This is a genomic window from Gillisia lutea, assembly GCF_021568705.1.
GTDB classification, from domain to species: Bacteria; Bacteroidota; Bacteroidia; order Flavobacteriales; family Flavobacteriaceae; genus Gillisia; species Gillisia lutea.
Map to the genome: position 1 here is coordinate 99193 of NZ_JAKGTH010000007.1, position 20596 is coordinate 119788.

Consider the following 20596-nt stretch of genomic DNA (forward strand, 5'->3'; position numbering starts at 1 on the left):
ATTTTTACTAACTGGTAGCTGCTAATTGCATTAAAATTGTGCACAAAATTGCACCATAGGTTCCTACCACATAACCAAATACTGCTAAGAGCACTCCTACGGTAGCTAAAGAGGGGTGAAAGGCTGCGGCTACTACCGGAGCACTGGCGGCTCCTCCAACATTGGCTTGGCTTCCCACGGCAAGAAAGAAATAAGGGGCTTTTACCAATTTAGCTACCAAAATTAATAACCCGGCATGAATTGTCATCCAAACAAGACCAATGGCTATTAAACCAGGATTGTCGAAAACCATGCTGAGGTCTACCTTCATTCCAATAGTGGCTACAAGGATATAAATGAAAACACTTCCAATTTTACTTGCTCCGGCACCTTCATAAGATTTGAATTTGGTGAAAGACAGCAAGATTCCAATGGCGGTAGCTATAGATATCATCCAGAAGAAGGAAGAGGCAAAAGAGGATAAAGAACTTTTACTATCATTAAAAACCTCAAAATTATTTAGTAAGAAAGTTGAAATTCCATCGGCTCCCCAATGTGCAATTCCTACAGCTCCAAAAGCTAAGGCTAACATGATCATTAAATCTGCCAATGAAGGGTTTCGGGTAACACTTTCGGCATATGTCGCAACTTTGTTTTTTAAATCGGTAATAGTAGAGTTGTCAGCTTTCAGCCAATTATCAATTCTATCAGACTTGCCTATTCCCACTAATAAAATAGCCATCCAAAGATTTGCAATTACAATATCCACCAATACCATCCCTCCGTAAAGATCTGGATTGTATTCGTATATTTCCAGCATGGCAGCCTGATTTGCACCACCGCCAATCCAGCTACCTGCTAAGGTTGAGAGACCGCGCCAAACAGCATCAGGACCTATACCACCAACAGTTTCTGGTGAAACTGTAGAAATTAGCAATATAGCCAAAGGACCTCCAATTATAATTCCAACAGTCCCCGTAAAGAACATTATTAGTGCTTTGGGACCTAAATTGAAAATGGCTTTTAGGTCTATACTAAGGGTCATGAGTACCAATGAGGCGGGAAGTAGATACCGACTTGCTATAAAATATAATTGTGAAATATCATCTGAAATAATACCTAACGAATTAAAAATTGCCGGGATGAGGTAGCACATTAATAGTGCGGGTACAACAGCATAGAATTTTTTCCAGAAGCCAGTTTCTTTAGAAGAGGTGTAGAATACGAAGCCTAAGGCTATCATTAATATTCCTAAAACAATGGCATCATTTGTAAAAACAGGGGTATTCTCCATGGGATCTTTAAATTTGTGCGGCAAAATACAATTTTTCTCAAACTATACTTAGCTTAACAAAGTGCCTGATACTAAAATTTGAAAATTTCGTTCAAACTTTTAGCTACCCCGTCTTCAGTATTTAATGCTACAACTAATTTAGCAACCTCTTTCGCTTCTTCTCGAGCATTGCCAACAGCTATTCCGTAGCCTACATTTTTAAGCATTTCCACGTCATTATAATTATCCCCGAAGGCGACAGTTTCTTCTAAAGAATAATTAAAATGAGAATTTATTAAGGTTTCAATGGCTGTTAATTTAGAAATACTTTTGGGCGCTATTTCAAGGTAAGTAGATTTTGATCTATATAAATGAAGATTATTTTTAAAGTTGGCGTAAAGGAAATTATAGATTTGCTCTATATGATCTTCTTCGCCCATAGCCATTATTTTATGAGCACCCTTATTTGTTGGCTTCCAGGTTTTAATAACCTCTTTGTTAGATTTGATTGTAGGAGTTACTTTGGTGTTGTTCTCTTCCCTAAGAGCCCATTTGTCCATAGTTGGAACGTACCATTCATTACGATTGTAAAAGCTTAAATGGCAATTCAATTTATTATTCCATTCTATAAGTTCTGCCATAATCTCAATGGGTATCTCTGTAGAGCTAAGCACTTTTTGTTCATGAAGGATTAATCCTCCGTTATAGCAAATAATAGGATGATGCTCAAGATCTAATTCTTTTTGCAGATGCTGCATGGCTGCGGGCATTCTTGCTGAAATCAGAATAAAAGGAACTTTGTTTTTTAATTTTTTTATTTCTGAAATAGTAGAAGGGGAAAGTTTCCTGTGGCTATTAAGTAAGGTGCCATCTATATCTGAAAATACTATTTTATAATCCATCAGTTTACTCTTCTTTATTTTGTTTTGGGGTTCTCTTTGCATCTTTTAATGCTTTTGCTATAATATATTCCATCTGTCCATTGGTGCTTCTGAATTCATCGGAAGCCCATTTTTCAATAGCTTTCAACATATCTTCATTTAGCCGCAGGGCAAAGGCTTTCTTCTTGCTCATTATTTCTTATTCTAATGATTGTATAAAGTTGGTTAGAACCGGAATAAGGTCTTCATGTAAAGGTCTATGGGCTTCATTATAAGTCTTTGTATTTTGTAGTAAGTCTTCTCCCACATTTCTAAAGATGTGATTCATGTTCTCTATAATATCCAATTGAGCTTCGGGTTTAGCTGCCTTTAGTAATTGGGCATCTTTAACCTCTACCTGAATGTCTGCGGTGCCGTTAATAATTAGCACCGGGATATCTAATTTCTTGATCTCGATGGCAGGGTCATATTTCATCCACGACTTCATATAAGGTTGAACGCTGGGCCTGAATATAGATGCTAATAAAGGATTGTAATTCACGCTTTTCCCCGTGCTGTCTATTTCTTTAAATGCCTGTGCAGCGTTTTCAGAAAGCTCTTTAGATTGTTTGGCGATTTGTGCTACAATTATCTTGTCGATACTTTCTCCGGCTCCTGCTAAAGAAATAAAAGCTTCTGCGCCTTGCGCTGCTGCCAGCATTCCAATTAAGGAGCCTTCACTGTGACCTGCCAGAATGAGTTTGGCAAATTGATCATTAGCATTAAAATATTCTAATATTGAATTAACATCGGTAACAAAATCTTCAAATCTAAGATCTTCTTCTTTAATTCTAAACTTGTTCATTTTGAAGATGCGCTTATCAAATCTATAAGAAGCTATACCATGTTCTCCCAGCTGATGAGCGATTTTCTTAATGCCGTCATTTTTCATCATCATCTGGTTTCCATTTCTATCGGTTGGACCAGAACCTTGTATAAAGATCACCAGGTTGGGAGCAATTGTAGTATTTGGGATAACTAAAGTTCCATCTATCATTTCATTGATAGAAAGTTCTGTTTCAGTATAAGTTGTTTCCTGGGCATAATTTAGGTAGGAGAAAAGGAATAGGAAACTGAAATAAAGTGCTTTCTTCATGATCTTTTCTTTTTAAGATTCTATTCTTTTTTTAGTTGTTTTTTAATGATTTAATGTTCCGGTGTTTACAACGGGAGCAACATCTTTATCGCTGCAAAGTACAACCATCAAATTACTAACCATTGCTGCTCTTCGCTCTCCATCGAGATCAACAATTTCTTTTTCGCTTAGTTCGGTTAAGGCCATTTCCACCATACTAACAGCTCCTTCCACAATTTTATGGCGGGCTGCAACAATAGCCGTGGCTTGCTGGCGTTTTAACATGGCACTAGCAATTTCATTCGCATAGGCCAAATAGCCAATTCGTGCTTCTAAAACTTCAATTCCAGCAATGTTTAGGCGTTCTTCCAGTTCCTTTTCTAAAGCTTCACTTACTTCGTTTACACTTGAGCGTAGCGTAATATCTTCATCTAAGCCTTCATCGGCAAAATTATCATAAGGATACATACTGGCCAATTTTCTCACGGCCGCATCAGTTTGTACCACTACAAAATTCTCAAAATTATTCACATCGAAAGAGGCTTTGTAAGTGTCTCGTACTTTCCACACAAGAATGGTGCTTATCATCACAGGGTTCCCAAGCTTGTCATTTACTTTTAAACGTTCACTGTCAAAATTTCGCGCTCTAAGAGATACCTTCTTTTTGATATATAGCGGATTCACCCAAAACAGACCATTCTTTTTAACCGTGCCTTTATAATCTCCAAATAAAAGTAGAACACGGGATTCATTAGGATTAACAAGGATCAATCCAAAAGCTAAAAATAAGGAGAGTACTAAGATGAGGATAAGCCAGAAATTTTTAAATGTTAATATGCCTGCAATACTTCCTATGAATAAAACAAAAATTAAGAAGAGCGCTAAGTACCCATTTGGAGGGCTAGATGTTTTTTCGTTTAAAGCCATGATGTTTGAATTAAATGTGATATTAAAATGATATCATAAAGATATGTTTTTAAAATTTTATTTCAAAACCTAATCTTAACTTGTTTTATGGGGAGGTTCTTTATATTTGTGAAAATTAAAATCCATGAAAAGAATACTATTTAGTGCTGTACTATTTTTAACTCTAAATATGGGAGCATATGCACTTAATGATTGGGGCCAAACCGGGCACCGTACTACAGGTCAAATTGCTGAAATTCATTTAAGTAAAAAGGCTAAAAAAGAAATCGATAAGATATTGAATGGCAGAAGTCTGGCTTTTATATCTACATACGCTGATGAAATAAAAAGTGATGAGCGTTTTAGAGAGTACAGCCCATGGCATTATGTAAATTTAAAAGAAGGGGAAACTACTTATACCCAAGAAACAGCAAATCCAAAAGGGGATTTATTAATGGCTTTAAGAAAGTGTTTAAGTGTCCTAAAAGATAAAGATTCCAGTAAGGAGGATAAAGAATTTTATTTGAAGTTGCTGGTACATTTTATGGGAGATCTTCACCAGCCGCTGCACACTGGAAGAGGGGAAGATAAAGGCGGGAACGATATTCAGGTACGATGGTATAATGAGGGATCAAACCTTCATAGGGTTTGGGATAGCGAAATGATTGACTCCTACGATATGAGTTTTTCAGAACTGGCTAACAACACCAAGAAATTATCAAAAGAGCAAAAAGCGGAACTTATCTCGGGATCTTTTGAAGACTGGATGTACGAATCTAAAGCGCTTAGTGAAAAGGTATATAATTCGGTTGAAGTTGGAGAAAAGTTAGGTTATCAATACATGTACGATTGGTTTCCTGTTGTAGGAGAGCAACTCCAAAAAGGAGGAATTCGCCTTGCTTCGGTATTAAATGAGATCTACAAATAAATTCATGATCTTTTAGAAATCTTATTATTGCTAATAAAACGTTGTCGGCTGCTTTTAAAGCGGCCGATGTCATTTTGTCGAAGTTGGATATGCTTGGTTTTTCTGCCTTGTACTCTCTACCGCCAAAGTCTGAAATTCGACGGCTTAAGTTATAAGCGCATCATTTCAATAACTTTGTCTTCAGTAATTTTAAACTGGTGATAAATAGCTTCGAAAGTAGTTCTGTCTTCCCAGGCCATTTCTATAATCCGATCTATTTCTCTATTTGTAAAATTCGATAGCTTCATATTGCAAAGCTATTTGTGAGAGAACTAAACGTTTTATAAAATGTTCCTAAAGGTGAGATTTATGCGGGGGGAGTGGGGGCGTGCCGTTTTAGGTAACTGGTGCTTCCAATAGTCTTGAGTAGTTCCCTTCATCAATAGTAAACTGCCATGTTCAAGCTCTAACTGATGTTTTAATCCCTTCTTGAAGGAATGTTTTAATTGAAACTTTCTTACCGCTCCTAGGCTTAAAGAAGCAATAATTGGCTCCGGACCTAATTCTTTTTCGTTATCAGCATGCCAACCCATGCTATCTTTTTCATTTCTGTAAAGGTTTGCCAGACAGTGAGTAAATTTTAAGTGGAATCTTTCAAATAAGCTTTTGTTAATTTCCTCTAATTCTCTGGTAAAGAGCTGAGGTTTCAGGCTAAGATTAGAATATTTATATTCTTTAGAATTTATAGCATACAAGGCAGTAAGCCTGGGTTGGGCTATTCTCTTTCCAAAAAGTTTAATGTCATGCTGTTGCCAGTCTAACTGCCTTAGAAAAACATCGAAATAGCTATTAGCCTTATCATCAGATAAAAATGCAGGATAATATTCTAAACTTGCATCTGGCAGATCTATCTCTATCCCCTCTTTATGTTCTTCAAACAAATGCATGTTTCTAAATTTTTAAATAATAATATGCCCAGGCTATTAATATGAACTGAATTGGTAAGCGCAACAGTAAGACCCATTTAGGGATTCCTGCGCCTGCTTTCTCTGAAGAGAGCATATAAAAATGAACAAGTAAAAATACTAAAAGCATCAATATAATTCCATACACACTTAAATTTTTGGTAGTTGGAAAACATAATGCCACTGCCAGAATCATTTCAGCAAGTCCGCTAAGGAAAACGAGGGTTTTGTGAGCTGGTAAATACCTGGGCATAATGCGCATATACATTCTAGGCTTAATGAAATGATTGACTCCGGCTACAAAATAGAGGATAGCCATTAAATAAAGATGCCAGGGGTATGTCATAATCTAAGTGGTTAATATATAAGGAATAGGGTGTGGAACAGGTTGAAAATCTCAATTTAGTAAAATGATTTATCAAAGTGCCTGTTCTTTTAATTATTTATATAATTTAAAATGGTATTGTGTAATTGTCTAAAATAGAGTAACTTCCCACCCCATATTTACTTAAATTAACCATCATTTTCTTTGAAAAAAAATTACTTTTTAATTCTTTTGACCATTATTTGCTGCGGAAATTCTTTTTCTCAAAGTAAAGATTTGAATAAAGATTATCTAGATTCCTTGTATGGTATTTCTGTAGAATATTTGAAAAAATATGAATACAAGGATGCCATAGAGCAAGCTATAGATTTGCTGGATCGTGCAGAAAAGCAAAATAATGCTTTTTACAGTTATCGTGGTCATTCTATTTTAGGAAATAGCTATCAGGATCTTAATGATACTCTTCGTGCAAAAAAGCATTATGAAGATGCACTTCGATATGCGTTGAAACTGCAAAATGATACTATTTTATTATATGCTTATAACAATCTTGGGAATGTGTATTCTGAAGATAAAGAAACCACTCAACTTGGAATAGATTACTATGAAAAGGTTATTAACCTTGCAATAAAGGCAAAGATACCTGAGCAGTTATTTATGCCAACCGTGAATATTGCATGGACCTATATTGATAATAATAAGTTTGATAAGGCTTGGCCATATTTAGAAAGAGGATGGGAGCTTTTTGGTGAACAGGCAAATCCTTCTGCAGAATCTCAGCTTAATTACCTAACAGGAAAATATTATCATGGTAAGAAGAACTTCAATAATGCTAAAGATTTTTATGAAAAAGCTATAAGCCTTGTTGAAAATAACTCTCTTTTATTAGAAGGCTCATTGGTCTATTCCGGGTATTCTAAGCTCTGGGCAGATCAAGGTGATTTTGAACAGGCTTATGATGCCCTGGAAAAATATAATTTTTATAAATCTCAGATCTTCGAAAAGGAGAAATTAAGGCAAATACAGGCTGCGAGCGTAAAGTTTGATGTAGGTGAATATCAGCGAGATCTGGAAATTGCAAAAAATGAACAGCTCCTACAGGATGAGGTCATTAAAAAGTCTCATGAGAGAATGGTCCTTATGGTCATCTCTTCTGTTGTTTTGGTTATTATTCTTTTCCTTTTTTATAGAATTAACAGGTCTCGTAGAAAACTTATTTTAGAATTAAGCGAAAAAAATAATGAATTGGTGGCTGCCAAAGAAGAGGCAGAAAGATTGTCGGTTCTAAAAACTCGTTTCTTCTCAACTATTAGTCATGAGCTTCGTACTCCTTTATATGGAGTTATAGGCCTAACATCTATTTTATTAGAAGATAAATCATTACTGAAACATGAAAACGACTTAAAATCCTTAAAGTTTTCGGCAGATTATCTTTTAGCTCTCATAAACGATGTTCTTCAAATGAATAAAATGGAATCCAATTTGCTTAAGTTGGAAAGTCTTCCTTTTAACTTGAATGATCTAATGAGAAGTATTGTGAAATCTTTTGAATTCACACGACTTCAAAATAAAAATACCATCCATTTACATATAGACCCGAATATCTCTAAAAATCTTTTAGGCGACCCTGTGCGTCTTTCACAGGTGTTAATGAATTTGGTTGGAAATGCCATGAAGTTTACGGAAAGGGGAAATATCTGGATAAAAGCTTCTTTAATTAAGGAGTATCCTAATACCGTTAAGGTATATATTGAAGTAAAGGATGATGGCCTTGGAATTCCTGAGCAGAAGCAACAAATTGTTTTTGAGGAATTTTCCCAACTTAAATCGGCCAACTATAATTACCAGGGAACAGGCTTGGGCCTTCCTATCGTAAAGAAATTATTGTTGCTTTTTGATTCTGAAATTCATCTGGAAAGTGCTGAAGGAAAAGGTTCCTCCTTCAGTTTTATTATTGAATTTGAGAAGAATAAATCGATCGGTACTGAACAGACCTCTGTTTCAGCCTCAGGCAGGGAAATAGAATTAAAAACCAAGGTTGCTGGAAAGCGCGTTTTAATTGTTGACGACAATAGAATAAACCAGGTGGTTACTAAAAGAATTCTGGAAAAGAAGTTTTTTGAATGTGATATATGCGATAACGGCCTAGATGCGGTATCAAAAGCTAGGGAAGGTAGATTTGATCTTATTTTAATGGATGTAAATATGCCCGGAATATCAGGACTCGAGGCCACAAAGAAAATTAGAGCATATAATACAACAGTACCAGTAATAGCTTTAACAGCCGTTGAAATTGAGGAAATAAGAGAGGATATCTATGAGTCGGGAATGAACGACATTATTGTGAAACCATACGATACAGCTGCTTTTTATCAAGTGATTTATAGAAATATTCGTACAGAAATCCTCTCACATTAATTTTCTATTTTTCTATTGATTTAGAATTCTCAGGCCGGTCAAACAATTCGCTCTTAGCGTTGAAGAATATAATATCAGAAATGCTAGCTTCACCAATTTGATCTTGTATTCCCTCATCCATACTCCAATTATGGAATGTCCATTTGGTAGCAACTGGAATCCCGTCTATCACTTTGTAATCTCTATAAACGATGGCGTGCGGATTTTTTTCTGCTTTTTCTTTGTTAGAGCCAAAAGTTACAATATAAGCAGCTGCGTGCAACAATCGAGAGTTGGCTTCTTGATAAACTACGTACCAATCATCAGGAGCATCGCCAATAGTATCATCAAATGTGAGTTTACCTCTGTAAAAAGTATCCTTATCTATTACTGAGGGTTCCATAATTTCCCAATTTGTTCCAGGATCGGTTAATTTAAATGGAAGGGCAAAAAAGTATTGCCAAGTGAACATGTTAAACCTGGCTCTATTGCTATCTGCGTCTTTTGGGCATAAATAAACTCCTTCACCATCATATACCAAAATAGTACCATCTTCTTGATCAATTCTAATACGAGAGGAGTTGGTTAAACTTGTAATTTTTCCCTTTAGTTGTTTCTTTCCTCCAAAACTTAAATCTATATTAAAAGAAACTGCCCGCTGCGTATTCCACTGTTCCTTATTGTGTGCTTGTTCTATATCCTGTGCAAATGCAACTGCAGGAGAAACCGCCCCATCTCCAATACCTCCATCAGGTTCACTCATAATAATGTCGTTTGAAGGAGCTTCTTTTTTTTGATTTTGATTGCAGCTTAAAGAAGTTAATACAACTATTGCTAAGAAGAATTTTTTCATGGCGCTTTTTAATATTAGAGGGATAAAGTTACGAAAGCTTTCAAAAGTAGGTTGTAAAAGCTTATTAAATGTATTTGTTGAGTTTGAAGGATACAACTCGGTTGAAGTAATATAAAAAACCCGCTTCAATTTTGTGAGAAGCGGGTTTATAGTTATTATGAAATGGGGAATTATTTCACCATTTCAAAACTGCGTTTTATAAAGGCTGTTAATTCTTCTCCTTTCAGCAGATTTTGAGAAAGGCGCGCTAAATCCAACGATTGTTTAATTAAGCGTTCCTGTTTTTTCTCGGTTTTGGTATTTAATATTTCAGAGATCAACTCGTGATTAGTATTTACCACAAGGTTATACATTTCCGGCATATTGCCCATACCAAACATTCCGCCACCACCGGTTTGTTGCATTTCCTTCATTCTGCGCATAAATTCCGGCTGAGTGATAATTAATGGCGCTGCGTTGCTGTCCATAGCTTCCAATTGAACAGTATACGTTCCTTTAGGTACTACTTTTTCAAAATCAGCTTTTAATTTTTCCTTCTCTTCTTCGGAAAGTTTCGAAATCTTGTCCTCTTCTTTTTTGATGAGGTTGTCAACATGATCGCTATCTACACGCACAAAAGATATTTTCTCTTTGCTAGTCTCCAGTTTTTGTAAAAGGTGAGCTACAATTGGCGAATCCAGCAGTAACACTTTATACCCTGCATCTTGTGCTGCCTGAATATAACTGTGTTGAGCATCTTCGTTTGAAGCGTATAAAATTACCAGGTTCCCATCTTTGTCAGTCTGATTGTCCTTGATCTTTTCCTGTAACTCTTCAAAAGTGTAATACTCTTTAGTAGTCGTAGGATATAGAGCGAATTTTTCCGCTTTTTCGAAGAATTTATCCTCCGAAAGCATTCCGTATTCGATCACTATTTTAATATCATTCCACTTTTTCTCGAATTCCTCTCGGTTGTTTGTGAATAAAGATTTTAGCTTATCTGCTACTTTTCTTGTAATGTAGCTTGATATTTTTTTAACAGCTCCATCGGCTTGCAGGTAAGATCTTGAAACGTTCAAAGGGATATCTGGAGAATCAATTACCCCGCGTAACATGGTTAAGAATTCAGGAACAATACCTTCTACATTATCGGTAACATATACCTGATTTTGATATAACTGGATCTTATCCTTTTGGATGTTCATATCCTGACCCATCTTCGGGAAATAAAGAATTCCGGTAAGATTGAAAGGATAATCAACATTCAAATGAATATGGAATAATGGATCTTCAAACTGCATAGGGTACAGTTCTCTGTAAAAGTCTTTGTAATCTTTATCCTCTAATTCGGTAGGTTGTTTTGTCCAGGCCGGAGAAGGATTATTTATTATATTATCAACCGTCTTGGTTTCTGGTTTTGTATCTTCCGGAGCATCTTCCGGTAGATCCAATGTTTCTTCAGTTGTACCAAATTTAATTGGGATAGGCATAAATTTATTATACTTCACCAATAGTTCACTAATTCTGCTTTCTTTCAGGAATTGCTCGTCTTCTTCATTTATATGAAGGATGATCTCTGTTCCTCTTTCTTTTTTATCAGCCTCCTCTAAAGTGAATTCGGTTGTTCCTTCGCAGGTCCAGTGAGCTGCCGGTTCATCTTTATATGATTTGGTAATAATCTCTACTTTATTTGCAACCATAAAGGCCGAGTAAAAACCAAGTCCGAAATGCCCAATAATTCCACTGTCTTTAGCAGAGTCTTTGTACTTTTCAAGAAACTCTTCTGCTCCCGAGAAAGCTACTTCGTTAATGTATTTTTCAACCTCTTCTTTGGTCATCCCAATTCCTTGGTCGATAACATGAAGCGTTTTATTTGCCTCATCTATTTTCACTTCTATTTTAGGATTGCCATATTCTACGCCAATTTCTCCTATACTGGTTAAATGCTTCAGTTTAAGAGTTGCGTCGGTTGCGTTCGATACTAACTCACGTAAAAAGATTTCGTGATCGCTGTAAAGGAACTTTTTTATAAGGGGAAAAATGTTCTCTACAGATACATTGATATTTCCAGTTGCCATATATGTTGTTGTTTAATTAATTCTGATTTCTAATAGTCAAAAAAAATACCAAGTCGTGTTTGCTGACAAACTGACATCTGTAATGATGCTTAATAAGTGTCGTCTAAATGAATCATGAAGCAGCAGGATAAAGTTTAACAAATATTTTTGTTTAATAAAAATTAAATAAAGTTAAACAGTTTGTATATTTGACTCAGAAAGAAAGAATTATGGCTAAAGCAACTAATAAAACAGGAAAGAACTCTAAGAAAAAAGAACCTATAACTAAAGACTCGGTTATTAGTCTCTATATGGAATATGTTCTGGAGCATGAAGCTACTCCTAAAAGTGTCTATAAATTCTGTAAAGAGAATGGATTAAGTGAGGACGAGTTCTATGATTTCTTCGGAAGCTTCGAAGGGTTAAGAAAAGATATATGGAATCGCTTTTACAATTTAACGATCGAGTTACTTGAAAAAAGTCCAGAGTTTGAAAGCTTTACCACTCGGGAAAAATTGCTCACTTTTTATTACACATTTTTCGAGCTGCTAACAGCAAATAGAAGTTATGTGTTATTCAGCTTAAAGGAAGATGCAGGAATGCTGAAGAATCTGGAACAGTTAAAAGGTTTGAGAAAACGTATGAAGAGCTTTGCCACCGAGCTAATTAGAGAAGGAAATGAAGATAAAACAGTTAATTTCCTGAAACAGTCGGAAACCATATTTTCGGAAGCAGCTTGGTTACAGCTTTTATTTATACTGAAATTCTGGATAGACGATAATTCTCCAAAGTTCGAAAGTACCGATGTTGCTATAGAGAAGTCGGTAAATACAGTTTTCGATCTATTTGATAATACTCCTTTAGAGCGAATAGTAGATTTTGGAAAGTTTATTTGGAAAGAAAAAATGCAATAAGCCCCCTCAAAAACCTCACAACCATTGGTGCCCTACATTATTAATGTGCTGAGAGGTTATATATAGAACACTATGAAGACAATAGATAAAATACCAACCGGAAAATTAGGAAGAACTAGTAAAATGGTTCAAACCGGAGTTAAAATAGGTGGGAATTATCTCAAATATTATAGTAAGAAGGCTTTCGATGGCAGTTTTACTCGAGAGGAGTTGGATGAAAATAATGCGTCAGATATTTATGACGGATTAAAAAGTTTGAAAGGAAGTGCTTTAAAGGTGGCTCAAATGCTTTCTATGGAAAAAAGTTTGCTGCCAAGCGCGTATGTAGAGAAATTCTCTCTGGCACAATTTAGTGTTCCACCACTTTCTGCACCTTTAGTAAGGAAGACATTTAAAAAATATAATGGGAATTACCCTGAATCTTTATACGATACTTTTGCAACCCAATCGGTAAACGCTGCCAGCATCGGACAGGTGCATAAGGCAACCAAAAATGGGAAGAATCTTGCTGTGAAAATCCAATATCCGGGGGTTGCAGACAGTATCAGTTCAGATCTGGCAATGGTAAAACCCATAGCAATTAGAATGTTCAATCTACAGGGAAAAGATTCAGAAAAGTATTTTAAAGAAGTAGAAGGGAAGCTGTTAGAAGAAACCGATTACTTACTGGAAGTTGAACAAAGTCTTGAAATTTCTAAAGCCTGTTCGCTTATTCCGAATTTGAAATTCCCTAATTATTATAAAGAGCTTTCCAGTGAACGTATAATTACTATGGATTGGATGGAAGGTGTGCACTTAAGTGAGTTTGCCGCTGACAATACCGATTCTGAAAAAGCGAATAAAGTAGGGCAGGCGCTGTGGGATTTCTACATGTATCAAATGCATGAGCTTAAGGCTGTGCACGCCGATCCGCACCCGGGAAATTTCCTGATCGATAAAGAGGCAAATCTTATTGCTATAGATTTTGGATGTATAAAGAAAGTTCCGGAAGATTTTTATGTGCCTTATTTTGAGTTAGCCAAAAAGGAGAATATTAATGATCCGGACTTTTTTAATGAAAAATTATTTGAACTGGAAATTCTTAGAGCTGATGACAGCCCGAAGGAAATTAAATTCTTTTCTGAATTGTTCCATCAAATGCTCAGTCTTTTTACAAGTCCGTTTCACGAAGAAAATTTCAATTTTGCAGATGAGTCGTTTTGGAATAATATTACCGATTTAAGTGAAAAATATAGCAAAGATACCGAGCTGCGAAAGATGAATGGAAATAGAGGAAGCAAACATTTCCTCTATATAAACCGCACATTCTTCGGCTTATATAATTTGTTGCACGATCTAAAGGCCACAGTAAAAGTTGATAATTATAAACAATACACATAAAGATTTATTTATTGGTTAGGTTGATAGAAAAGTGTAACCCAATTTTGGGTTGCACTTTTCTTATTTAAAACATTTTCAAATTAGAGAAAGCCAGTAGCCTTAATAAGTTACAAAATGTTAATATTTCATATATTGCGGGGCGAAAAATTATTAAATGATTAAATTTAATAAGGAATATTTTTAATTACATAATTATTTAAATATGTATCAATCCAAAATTGCCGGGCTAGGGAGTTATGTGCCGGAAAATGTTGTTACCAATGATGATCTCTCTAAATTGATGGACACAAATGATGCCTGGATTCAGGAAAGAACAGGAATTCAAGAGCGTCACCATATCAAAAAAGGAGATGGGAATACAACTTCAATCATGGGTGCAAAAGCAGCCAAAATAGCTATTGAACGTGCCAATATTTCTAAAGATGATATCGATTTTATTGTTTTTGCAACCTTAAGTCCAGATTACTATTTTCCAGGATGTGGTGTACAGGTACAGGAAATATTAGACATTAATACCTGTCCTGCTCTAGATGTTAGAAACCAGTGTAGCGGATTTATCTACGCCTTATCAGTAGCCGATCAGTTCATTAAAACAGGAATGTATAAGAATATACTTGTAATAGGAAGTGAAAACCATAGTGGAGGATTAGATTTTACCACCAGAGGGAGATCTGTATCTGTAATCTTTGGTGATGGTGCCGGAGCGGCAGTGCTTACAAGAAGCAATCACAATGGGCAGGGAATTCTTTCTACTCATCTGCATTCTGAAGGAAAACATGCACTAGAATTATCTTTAAAAGGGCCAAGTACTAATCATTGGGTGCCAGAAATCATTGCAGAAAATCCACAGGGGGATGATATTCCTTACTATCCATATATGAATGGACAGTTTGTATTTAAACATGCTATTACACGTTTTTCAGAGGTGATCATGGAAGGTTTAAAGGCAAATGGCCTAGAGGTAAAAGATATTGATATGTTAATACCTCATCAGGCAAATCTTCGAATTTCTCAGTTTATTCAGCAGAAATTCAAACTAAGTGATGATAAAGTTTATAATAATATCCAGAAGTACGGTAATACAACTGCTGCTTCTATTCCAATTGCTTTAACCGAAGCTTGGGAGAACGGAAAGATAAAAGAAGGAGACCTGGTGGTGCTTGCTGCATTTGGTAGCGGGTTTACATGGGGTAGTGCTATAATAGAATGGTAAAAAACTCCATTTTAATATAAAAAACCGCTGTTCACTTTGAACAGCGGTTTTTTTTGGCTAAAAAAACAATTAACTATTAAAATAATCCTCCTCCGTCTTTTTCATTATCGTCACGGTTCTTTCTTTTTAATGCAGAGTTCTTTCCTCCACCAAACCTGTAAGAGAAGCCTAGGTATATCGATTGGCTTTCTCCTTGAAATTCTCCTGTTTGCTTATATGGCAGGTCGGAGCTGAACTTGAATTTTTGAGTATTGAAAACATCTGAAAAATTAAGACTCAACGTAGCTTTATCATTCAATAAATTGTAACGAGCACCGGTATTTACAAAGTAGAATTCCTGTGATTTGAACTGAAGTTCTTTGGAAGGACTTCTATAATATCCAAATAACTGAAAGGTCAATTTATCGGTAGCTTTAAAGCTGTTGTTTATTCTAAAACTATAGGCATTGTTGTCGGTTTCTACCGCTGCTTCTCCTACAATTCCACGAGTGGTTTGCGTATAGATCTCAAAGCTAGGGTTGATACTCCACCATTTAAAAGGTTTGTAACTACCGGAAATTTCAAATCCGTATGAGGTGTTATCTTCTCCATTTATAAAGGTTAAGAGTAGTCTTGATGGATCTTCCGGATCTTCCAAGATAGTTTGATTGATCTCACTGTTAATAAGGCGGTAAAATGTACCTGCAGTTAAACTTCCCTTTTCAAAATTCTGAGTGTAATTAAGTTCAACCGAGTGTGTGAACTGAGGGTCTAGTTGAGGATTTCCAACTCCTGTTATACGCGGAGTGCTAAATTCCCTTACTGGATTTACCTGATTTAATCCCGGCCTGTCTACACGTCTTCCATAATTCATTTGAAGAGTTTTCTTCTCAGATAGCTGATAAGAAACATAAGCAGTTGGGTAAACGGTAAGATAATCATCTTCAAAAACCTGTATTCCGTTTAGCACCGCAGTTACATCATACGCTTCAACTCTAGCTCCTAATTGATAGGCCCATTTTTCGAAATTCTGGCCATAGGTAGCATAGAAGGAATAAATGCTGTTATCGTAATCATAATCGGCATCCTCCAGATTGGTATTTGTGGTCTGGTAAGTGTTATTGCTATTTCTAATTCTCGCTTCAGCCCCCAGTTCAAGCTTGATTTTCTCGCTTAGGGGGTTTACGTAGTCTAAGTTAATAGTAGTATTAGAGTTGTCATCGGTTACATCATCATTGTATGAAGGGAAAGGGGCGCCACCACCTTCAAAAGTAAAAGCAGCCAGTTCTGATCCATCTACGATATTATGATCTATCTCTAATTCTATGTTATGACCTTCCTTTTCAAATTCTCTTTTATAGTCGAAATTATAGGTACTGGATACATTTTTACTATCAAGATTAAATCCCTGATAAATACTTGAATCGGGATCACTATCAATAACAAGATCGATCTGTCCTAACGGCTCTCCCCAATAACGATTCTGATTTGTATAGAAGGAAACGGTGTTCTTGTCATCTATATAATAATCTACTCCTACTTTAAAGAGATAAGAATTGTTATCGTTTAAAAAGTAGATGTTTTCCTCATAATCGGATTCTACATTCTTTATTAGTCCGCGCTGTCTTCTCTTACCAAAATTAGTTCCGGCATTGGTAAAGAAATTCAATTTGCCTTTTCGGTAATTCATGTCTATAGATCCATTTACACGGGTATGTGTAGCGATGGTAACACCAGTGTTGAGGTTTCCATTGAATCCCATATTTGAATTCTTATGAAGAATGATATTGATTATCCCGCTCATTCCTTCCGGATTATATTTCGCTGAAGGATTTGTAATGAGTTCAATACTTTTTATAGAAGAGCTAGGAATTTGTTTTAATAGCTGTGCAGCGGGAATATTACTAGGTTTTCCATCTACTAATATGCGAACATTATCATTTCCCCGCATGGCTATATTTCCATCCTGATCTACTGTAAGCGTAGGCAGATTTGCCATGATATCGGAAGCCGAGGCTCCGGCTGTTGTGAGATCTTTTCCTACGTTTATTACTTTTCGATCTATCTTCTGCTCGATTGTAGAGCGTTCGGCAACAATGTTAACGTCATCTAACATAGCCACGTCTGCCTCTAGCAAGATCTCACCCAAATCGATTCGGTTATTTTTAGAATCTATCTCAATATTTTGACTCAATGTTTTGTAACCAATAAATTGTGCCTGAAATACATATTTTCCGTTAGGAATATTTTTAATAGTAAATGTGCCATCATCAGCAGAACTGTTTCCGGAAACTAAATTTCCGTCTAGGTCATTAATGATAAGGGTTGCAAAAGGAATAGGTTCTCGAAGGTCTTTGTCTAGAACAACTCCTGAGATCTGTCCAAATAGTACTTCTTTTGGAGCCTGAAAGCCATATCCGGGGATAAGACTGAATAAACTAATAATTAGAATTAACTGTTTCATTTTTTGATTGATTTGATGGTTAATTAAATGTGATGAATTGATTTTTTACGCAAGGTATCTTGTTATGCATAATAATTAGATCAAAAAAAAGCCTTCCGGCAATTCCTTATATTTAATAGACGACAAACGATTTAATTTGTTACAGTTATGTTTTATTATTTTTAAACCCACCCTCCCGAAAAGAAGAGTGGGTTTTTGATGCAACTTCCCATATTGTGTACCATCACAACACAATTGGGAGCTACAACAGTCCTGTGTTTTTTTAAAGACCAAAAAATTCTTTATTTGTTACAGAAAAACAGAAATAGTAACTTTGTTAGATATGAAAAAGAAAACATTGGTGTTAGGGGCGTCTATGAACCCTTCCAGATATTCGAATATTGCTATTAAAAGATTGGTTTCTTTTCAACACCCGGCTGTTGCAGTTGGCTTGAAAAATGGAGAGGTGGAAGGAGTAGAGATCACCAACGAACAGAAAGATTTCGATGGTATAGATACTATTACCCTTTATTTAAATGCACAACGCCAAAAGGAATATTATGACTATATACTTTCCTTAGAGCCTAAGCGAGTGATCTTTAATCCGGGCACCGAAAACCCGGAGTTATATAAACTTTTACGAGCTAATAAAATTCATTTTGAATCGGCCTGTACTTTAGTGATGCTTTCTACTAATCAGTATTAAGCCAAGAAAAGTAATTGCTCCGTTCAGAATAAGAATAAAAAATCCGAATTCAAAGCCAAACCAGGCTGCGCTATTATTGCTTATTAAGTAGCATAATATAGGGGAAAGTATTGCTATAATTGGCACAATCTTATCTTTCACCTGAAGTTTTGTGAAAAGCCCGAAGCTATAAAGTCCTAATAGCGGCCCATAGGTATAGCCTGTAAATACAAACAATTTTGCGATCACACTTTCGTCTTTAATAATATATTTAAAACTTATTATTACCAGAATAAGTACTATTGAGACGGCAACATGTATTCTTTTTCTAACGACCTCCTGCTTACGTTTTTCATAACGCTTTTCAATATCCAGAATGTCGATACTAAAGGAGGTGGTTAAAGAAGTTAATGCACTATCGGCACTACTATATGCTGCAGCGATTAGACCTAAAATAAAGAAAATTGCTATTCCTACACCAAGTCCGCTTTGTGTGGCAATTACCGGGAAAAGTTCATCTTTGGAAGCTGTAATACCATTTTGTCTGGCATACTCTATCAATAGAATTCCCAGGGCCATAAAGAAAAAATTAACCACTGTAAGTACAATAGTGAACCAGAACATGTTCTTTTGGGCATCTTTTAAGTTTCTGCAGGTAAGATTTTTCTGCATCATATCCTGATCTAATCCTGTCATTACAATAGCTATAAATGCTCCAGAAAGGAATTGCTTCCAAAAATAATCGGCACTTTTAATATCATCAAAAAAGAAAATTTTAGACAATTCACTATTAGAAATATGAGATATTAAATCGGCACCCTGAATTCCCAGATCAGCTGAAACATAATAAATACTAACTCCCACAGCAATAAGCATGCAAAGGGTTTGCAAAGTGTCGGTATAAACGATGGTTTTTATACCCGATTTAAAAGTATATAACCAGATAAGTGCAATTGCCATAATAACTGTTAGCCAAAATGGAACACCTAACTGGTCAAATAAAATTATTTGCAGCACATTGGCTACTAGAAACAATCGAAAACTTGCTCCCACTATACGAGATAAAAGAAAGAAAGAAGCACCGGTTTTATATGAATATCTTCCAAACCTACTTTCTAAATACGTGTAAATAGAAGTAAGATTCATTTTGTAATAAAGCGGGAGTAGCACAGTTCCAATAACAGCATACCCCAAAATATATCCCAGCACAACTTGCATATAACTAAACTGGCTAGCCTCTACCCAGCCCGGTACCGAGATGAAAGTCACTCCACTTAGCGATGCGCCTATCATTCCAAATGCTACTACATACCAGGGAGATTGCCTGTTCGCCTTAAAAAAAGCGTCATTATTAGAGTTCTTTCCTGTGAAATAAGAGATGATGATAAGTGCTGCAAAATAAGCAGCAATAAGCAGGAGGATATAAACTGGTTGCATAGAAATAAAATTTCGTGGCAAAATACAAATAATGATTTAATGTGCTATAAGTATTGTGATGCTTAATTTTGGTGCTGTTTCAGGTAAAATAATGTAATTTTGAAGCATGGATTTTTCATCAAAATTATTAGAACAAGCGGTGCTTGAAATGTCTCAATTACCCGGTATTGGAAAACGAACTGCGCTAAGGCTTGTGCTTCATCTTTTGAAGCAGCCTGAAATGCAAACCCTTCAGCTTACCGATGCACTTTCTAATTTGCGTACCCAAATAAAACTTTGTAAGAATTGCCATAATATAAGCGATACCGATCTATGTGAAATATGTGCCAATCCTACACGTGTTAAAGAGATAGTGTGTGTTGTTGAAGATATTCGCGATGTCATGGCTATAGAAAACACAGGTCAGTACAGAGGTTTATATCATGTATTAGGAGGAAAAATAAGTCCGATGGACGGAATAGGACCTTCGCAGCTCAAAATTAAATCATTGATAGATAAGGTGCGAGAAGGAGAAATTGAAGAGATCATCTTTGCGTTAAGTAGCACCTTAGAAGGGGATACCACCAACTTCTATATTTTTAAGCAGCTAGAAGGTTTAGAGATAAAAACATCAACAATTGCTAGAGGAATTTCTGTGGGGGATGAGTTGGAATATGCTGATGAGGTGACCTTAGGAAGAAGTATAGCCAATAGAGTCCCTTTTGAAAGTTCCTTAAAAAGTTGATTTATTGTAAGGGACTATCATGCTTAACTAAGGCAATTCTTTTATTTGAGCTATTGAAATTGTAAATTTACCGAAATAGGGTATTCTGAAATTCAAAGTAATTTGGCTTAATAAAATAATTTTATTGAATATTTAATATTTATAAAGCTTTTAATTGAGTAATTTCGCAATTAGAATTATAAAAA

18 protein-coding genes and 1 pseudogene are annotated in these 20596 nt (G+C 35.7%); 7 read left to right on the forward strand and 12 right to left on the reverse strand.

The features are described 5' to 3' along the window. Nucleotides 1-7: 7 nt before the first annotated feature. The 5 genes from L1I30_RS04880 to L1I30_RS04900 form a co-directional block, all read right to left on the reverse strand. Complete coding sequence (locus tag L1I30_RS04880) at nucleotides 8-1273, reverse strand: DUF819 family protein (protein ID WP_236133583.1); 1266 nt, start codon at nucleotides 1271-1273, stop codon at nucleotides 8-10. A 71-nt stretch (nucleotides 1274-1344) separates the two neighbouring features. Beyond that, nucleotides 1345-2154: a Cof-type HAD-IIB family hydrolase gene (locus tag L1I30_RS04885; RefSeq protein ID WP_236133144.1), complete on the reverse strand. Its 810-nt coding sequence runs from the start codon at nucleotides 2152-2154 to the stop codon at nucleotides 1345-1347. A gap of 4 nt (nucleotides 2155-2158) precedes the next feature. Continuing rightward, nucleotides 2159-2326 (reverse strand): type II toxin-antitoxin system antitoxin, encoded by a 168-nt coding sequence (locus L1I30_RS04890; RefSeq protein WP_236133145.1) that lies wholly within the window; start codon nucleotides 2324-2326, stop codon nucleotides 2159-2161. A 6-nt stretch (nucleotides 2327-2332) separates the two neighbouring features. Then, nucleotides 2333-3268: an alpha/beta hydrolase gene (locus tag L1I30_RS04895; protein ID WP_236133146.1), complete on the reverse strand. Its 936-nt coding sequence runs from the start codon at nucleotides 3266-3268 to the stop codon at nucleotides 2333-2335. 42 nt (nucleotides 3269-3310) lie between these two features. Then, nucleotides 3311-4174, reverse strand: coding sequence for an SPFH domain-containing protein (locus L1I30_RS04900; protein WP_236133147.1), 864 nt, complete (start codon nucleotides 4172-4174; stop codon nucleotides 3311-3313). Nucleotides 4175-4298: 124 nt separating this feature from the next. Here L1I30_RS04900 and L1I30_RS04905 point away from each other — a divergent pair, with 124 nt between their 5' ends. Then, nucleotides 4299-5081 carry a S1/P1 nuclease gene (locus L1I30_RS04905; protein WP_236133148.1) on the forward strand — a complete coding sequence of 261 codons (783 nt, stop codon included), beginning with the start codon at nucleotides 4299-4301 and terminating at the stop codon, nucleotides 5079-5081. Between the two features lie 2 nt (nucleotides 5082-5083). On the opposite strand, the pseudogene L1I30_RS04910 reads toward L1I30_RS04905, so the two are convergent. The 3 genes and pseudogenes from L1I30_RS04910 to L1I30_RS04920 all read right to left on the reverse strand — a co-directional run bounded on the left by L1I30_RS04910 (nucleotide 5084) and on the right by L1I30_RS04920 (nucleotide 6371). Beyond that, nucleotides 5084-5368: pseudogene (locus L1I30_RS04910) on the reverse strand (TIGR03643 family protein). 33 nt (nucleotides 5369-5401) lie between these two features. Next, nucleotides 5402-6007, reverse strand: a complete 606-nt coding sequence (locus L1I30_RS04915; protein WP_236133149.1) for an alpha-ketoglutarate-dependent dioxygenase AlkB family protein — start codon at nucleotides 6005-6007, stop codon at nucleotides 5402-5404. Nucleotides 6008-6011: 4 nt separating this feature from the next. After that, nucleotides 6012-6371 carry a DoxX family protein gene (locus tag L1I30_RS04920; protein ID WP_236133150.1) on the reverse strand — a complete coding sequence of 120 codons (360 nt, stop codon included), beginning with the start codon at nucleotides 6369-6371 and terminating at the stop codon, nucleotides 6012-6014. Between the two features lie 255 nt (nucleotides 6372-6626). Between L1I30_RS04920 and L1I30_RS04925 the strand changes: the two genes are divergently transcribed. Next, complete coding sequence (locus L1I30_RS04925; RefSeq protein ID WP_236133151.1) at nucleotides 6627-8768, forward strand: tetratricopeptide repeat-containing hybrid sensor histidine kinase/response regulator; 2142 nt, start codon at nucleotides 6627-6629, stop codon at nucleotides 8766-8768. 4 nt (nucleotides 8769-8772) lie between these two features. Here L1I30_RS04925 and L1I30_RS04930 read toward each other — a convergent pair whose 3' ends face one another. Together L1I30_RS04930 and htpG are read right to left on the reverse strand one after the other, a co-directional pair. Continuing rightward, nucleotides 8773-9600 (reverse strand): hypothetical protein, encoded by an 828-nt coding sequence (locus L1I30_RS04930; protein WP_236133152.1) that lies wholly within the window; start codon nucleotides 9598-9600, stop codon nucleotides 8773-8775. A gap of 170 nt (nucleotides 9601-9770) precedes the next feature. Further along, the gene (htpG, locus tag L1I30_RS04935) at nucleotides 9771-11657 is read right to left on the reverse strand and encodes a molecular chaperone HtpG (RefSeq protein WP_236133153.1); all 1887 of its coding nucleotides are present in this window, start codon (nucleotides 11655-11657) and stop codon (nucleotides 9771-9773) included. A 209-nt stretch (nucleotides 11658-11866) separates the two neighbouring features. Between htpG and L1I30_RS04940 the strand changes: the two genes are divergently transcribed. The 3 genes from L1I30_RS04940 to L1I30_RS04950 all read left to right on the forward strand — a co-directional run bounded on the left by L1I30_RS04940 (nucleotide 11867) and on the right by L1I30_RS04950 (nucleotide 15143). Further along, the gene (locus L1I30_RS04940; RefSeq protein WP_236133154.1) at nucleotides 11867-12550 is read left to right on the forward strand and encodes a TetR/AcrR family transcriptional regulator; all 684 of its coding nucleotides are present in this window, start codon (nucleotides 11867-11869) and stop codon (nucleotides 12548-12550) included. Nucleotides 12551-12622: 72 nt separating this feature from the next. Continuing rightward, nucleotides 12623-13930, forward strand: a complete 1308-nt coding sequence (locus tag L1I30_RS04945) for an ABC1 kinase family protein (RefSeq protein WP_236133155.1) — start codon at nucleotides 12623-12625, stop codon at nucleotides 13928-13930. 202 nt (nucleotides 13931-14132) lie between these two features. Then, nucleotides 14133-15143 (forward strand): 3-oxoacyl-ACP synthase III family protein, encoded by a 1011-nt coding sequence (locus L1I30_RS04950; RefSeq protein ID WP_236133156.1) that lies wholly within the window; start codon nucleotides 14133-14135, stop codon nucleotides 15141-15143. A 76-nt stretch (nucleotides 15144-15219) separates the two neighbouring features. On the opposite strand, the gene L1I30_RS04955 is transcribed toward L1I30_RS04950, so the two are convergent. After that, the gene (locus L1I30_RS04955; RefSeq protein WP_236133157.1) at nucleotides 15220-17586 is read right to left on the reverse strand and encodes a TonB-dependent receptor; all 2367 of its coding nucleotides are present in this window, start codon (nucleotides 17584-17586) and stop codon (nucleotides 15220-15222) included. A 322-nt stretch (nucleotides 17587-17908) separates the two neighbouring features. Here L1I30_RS04955 and L1I30_RS04960 point away from each other — a divergent pair, with 322 nt between their 5' ends. Next, nucleotides 17909-18271, forward strand: a complete 363-nt coding sequence (locus L1I30_RS04960) for a CoA-binding protein (RefSeq protein WP_236133158.1) — start codon at nucleotides 17909-17911, stop codon at nucleotides 18269-18271. Here L1I30_RS04960 and L1I30_RS04965 read toward each other — a convergent pair. Further along, on the reverse strand, nucleotides 18242-19687 hold the full coding sequence (locus L1I30_RS04965) for a sodium:solute symporter (RefSeq protein ID WP_236133159.1): 1446 nt from the start codon (nucleotides 19685-19687) through the stop codon (nucleotides 18242-18244). The genes L1I30_RS04960 and L1I30_RS04965 overlap by 30 nt on opposite strands. A 106-nt stretch (nucleotides 19688-19793) precedes the next feature. Between L1I30_RS04965 and recR the strand changes: the two genes are divergently transcribed. Continuing rightward, nucleotides 19794-20411, forward strand: coding sequence for a recombination mediator RecR (gene recR, locus L1I30_RS04970; protein ID WP_236133160.1), 618 nt, complete (start codon nucleotides 19794-19796; stop codon nucleotides 20409-20411). The last annotated feature ends 185 nt before the right edge of the window (nucleotides 20412-20596 follow it).

What these genes read in the sequence shown, in the direction of transcription:
- L1I30_RS04880 (WP_236133583.1), bottom strand. Translation starts at nt 1,273, where the DNA reads ATGGAGAATACCCCTGTTTTTACAAATGATGCCATTGTTTTAGGAATA.
- L1I30_RS04885 (WP_236133144.1), bottom strand. Translation starts at nt 2,154, where the DNA reads ATGGATTATAAAATAGTATTTTCAGATATAGATGGCACCTTACTTAAT.
- L1I30_RS04890 (WP_236133145.1), bottom strand. Translation starts at nt 2,326, where the DNA reads ATGAGCAAGAAGAAAGCCTTTGCCCTGCGGCTAAATGAAGATATGTTG.
- L1I30_RS04895 (WP_236133146.1), bottom strand. Translation starts at nt 3,268, where the DNA reads ATGAAGAAAGCACTTTATTTCAGTTTCCTATTCCTTTTCTCCTACCTA.
- L1I30_RS04900 (WP_236133147.1), bottom strand. Translation starts at nt 4,174, where the DNA reads ATGGCTTTAAACGAAAAAACATCTAGCCCTCCAAATGGGTACTTAGCG.
- L1I30_RS04905 (WP_236133148.1), top strand. Translation starts at nt 4,299, where the DNA reads ATGAAAAGAATACTATTTAGTGCTGTACTATTTTTAACTCTAAATATG.
- L1I30_RS04915 (WP_236133149.1), bottom strand. Translation starts at nt 6,007, where the DNA reads ATGCATTTGTTTGAAGAACATAAAGAGGGGATAGAGATAGATCTGCCA.
- L1I30_RS04920 (WP_236133150.1), bottom strand. Translation starts at nt 6,371, where the DNA reads ATGACATACCCCTGGCATCTTTATTTAATGGCTATCCTCTATTTTGTA.
- L1I30_RS04930 (WP_236133152.1), bottom strand. Translation starts at nt 9,600, where the DNA reads ATGAAAAAATTCTTCTTAGCAATAGTTGTATTAACTTCTTTAAGCTGC.
- htpG (WP_236133153.1), bottom strand. Translation starts at nt 11,657, where the DNA reads ATGGCAACTGGAAATATCAATGTATCTGTAGAGAACATTTTTCCCCTT.
- L1I30_RS04940 (WP_236133154.1), top strand. Translation starts at nt 11,867, where the DNA reads ATGGCTAAAGCAACTAATAAAACAGGAAAGAACTCTAAGAAAAAAGAA.
- L1I30_RS04945 (WP_236133155.1), top strand. Translation starts at nt 12,623, where the DNA reads ATGAAGACAATAGATAAAATACCAACCGGAAAATTAGGAAGAACTAGT.
- L1I30_RS04950 (WP_236133156.1), top strand. Translation starts at nt 14,133, where the DNA reads ATGTATCAATCCAAAATTGCCGGGCTAGGGAGTTATGTGCCGGAAAAT.
- L1I30_RS04955 (WP_236133157.1), bottom strand. Translation starts at nt 17,586, where the DNA reads ATGAAACAGTTAATTCTAATTATTAGTTTATTCAGTCTTATCCCCGGA.
- L1I30_RS04960 (WP_236133158.1), top strand. Translation starts at nt 17,909, where the DNA reads ATGAAAAAGAAAACATTGGTGTTAGGGGCGTCTATGAACCCTTCCAGA.
- L1I30_RS04965 (WP_236133159.1), bottom strand. Translation starts at nt 19,687, where the DNA reads ATGCAACCAGTTTATATCCTCCTGCTTATTGCTGCTTATTTTGCAGCA.
- recR (WP_236133160.1), top strand. Translation starts at nt 19,794, where the DNA reads ATGGATTTTTCATCAAAATTATTAGAACAAGCGGTGCTTGAAATGTCT.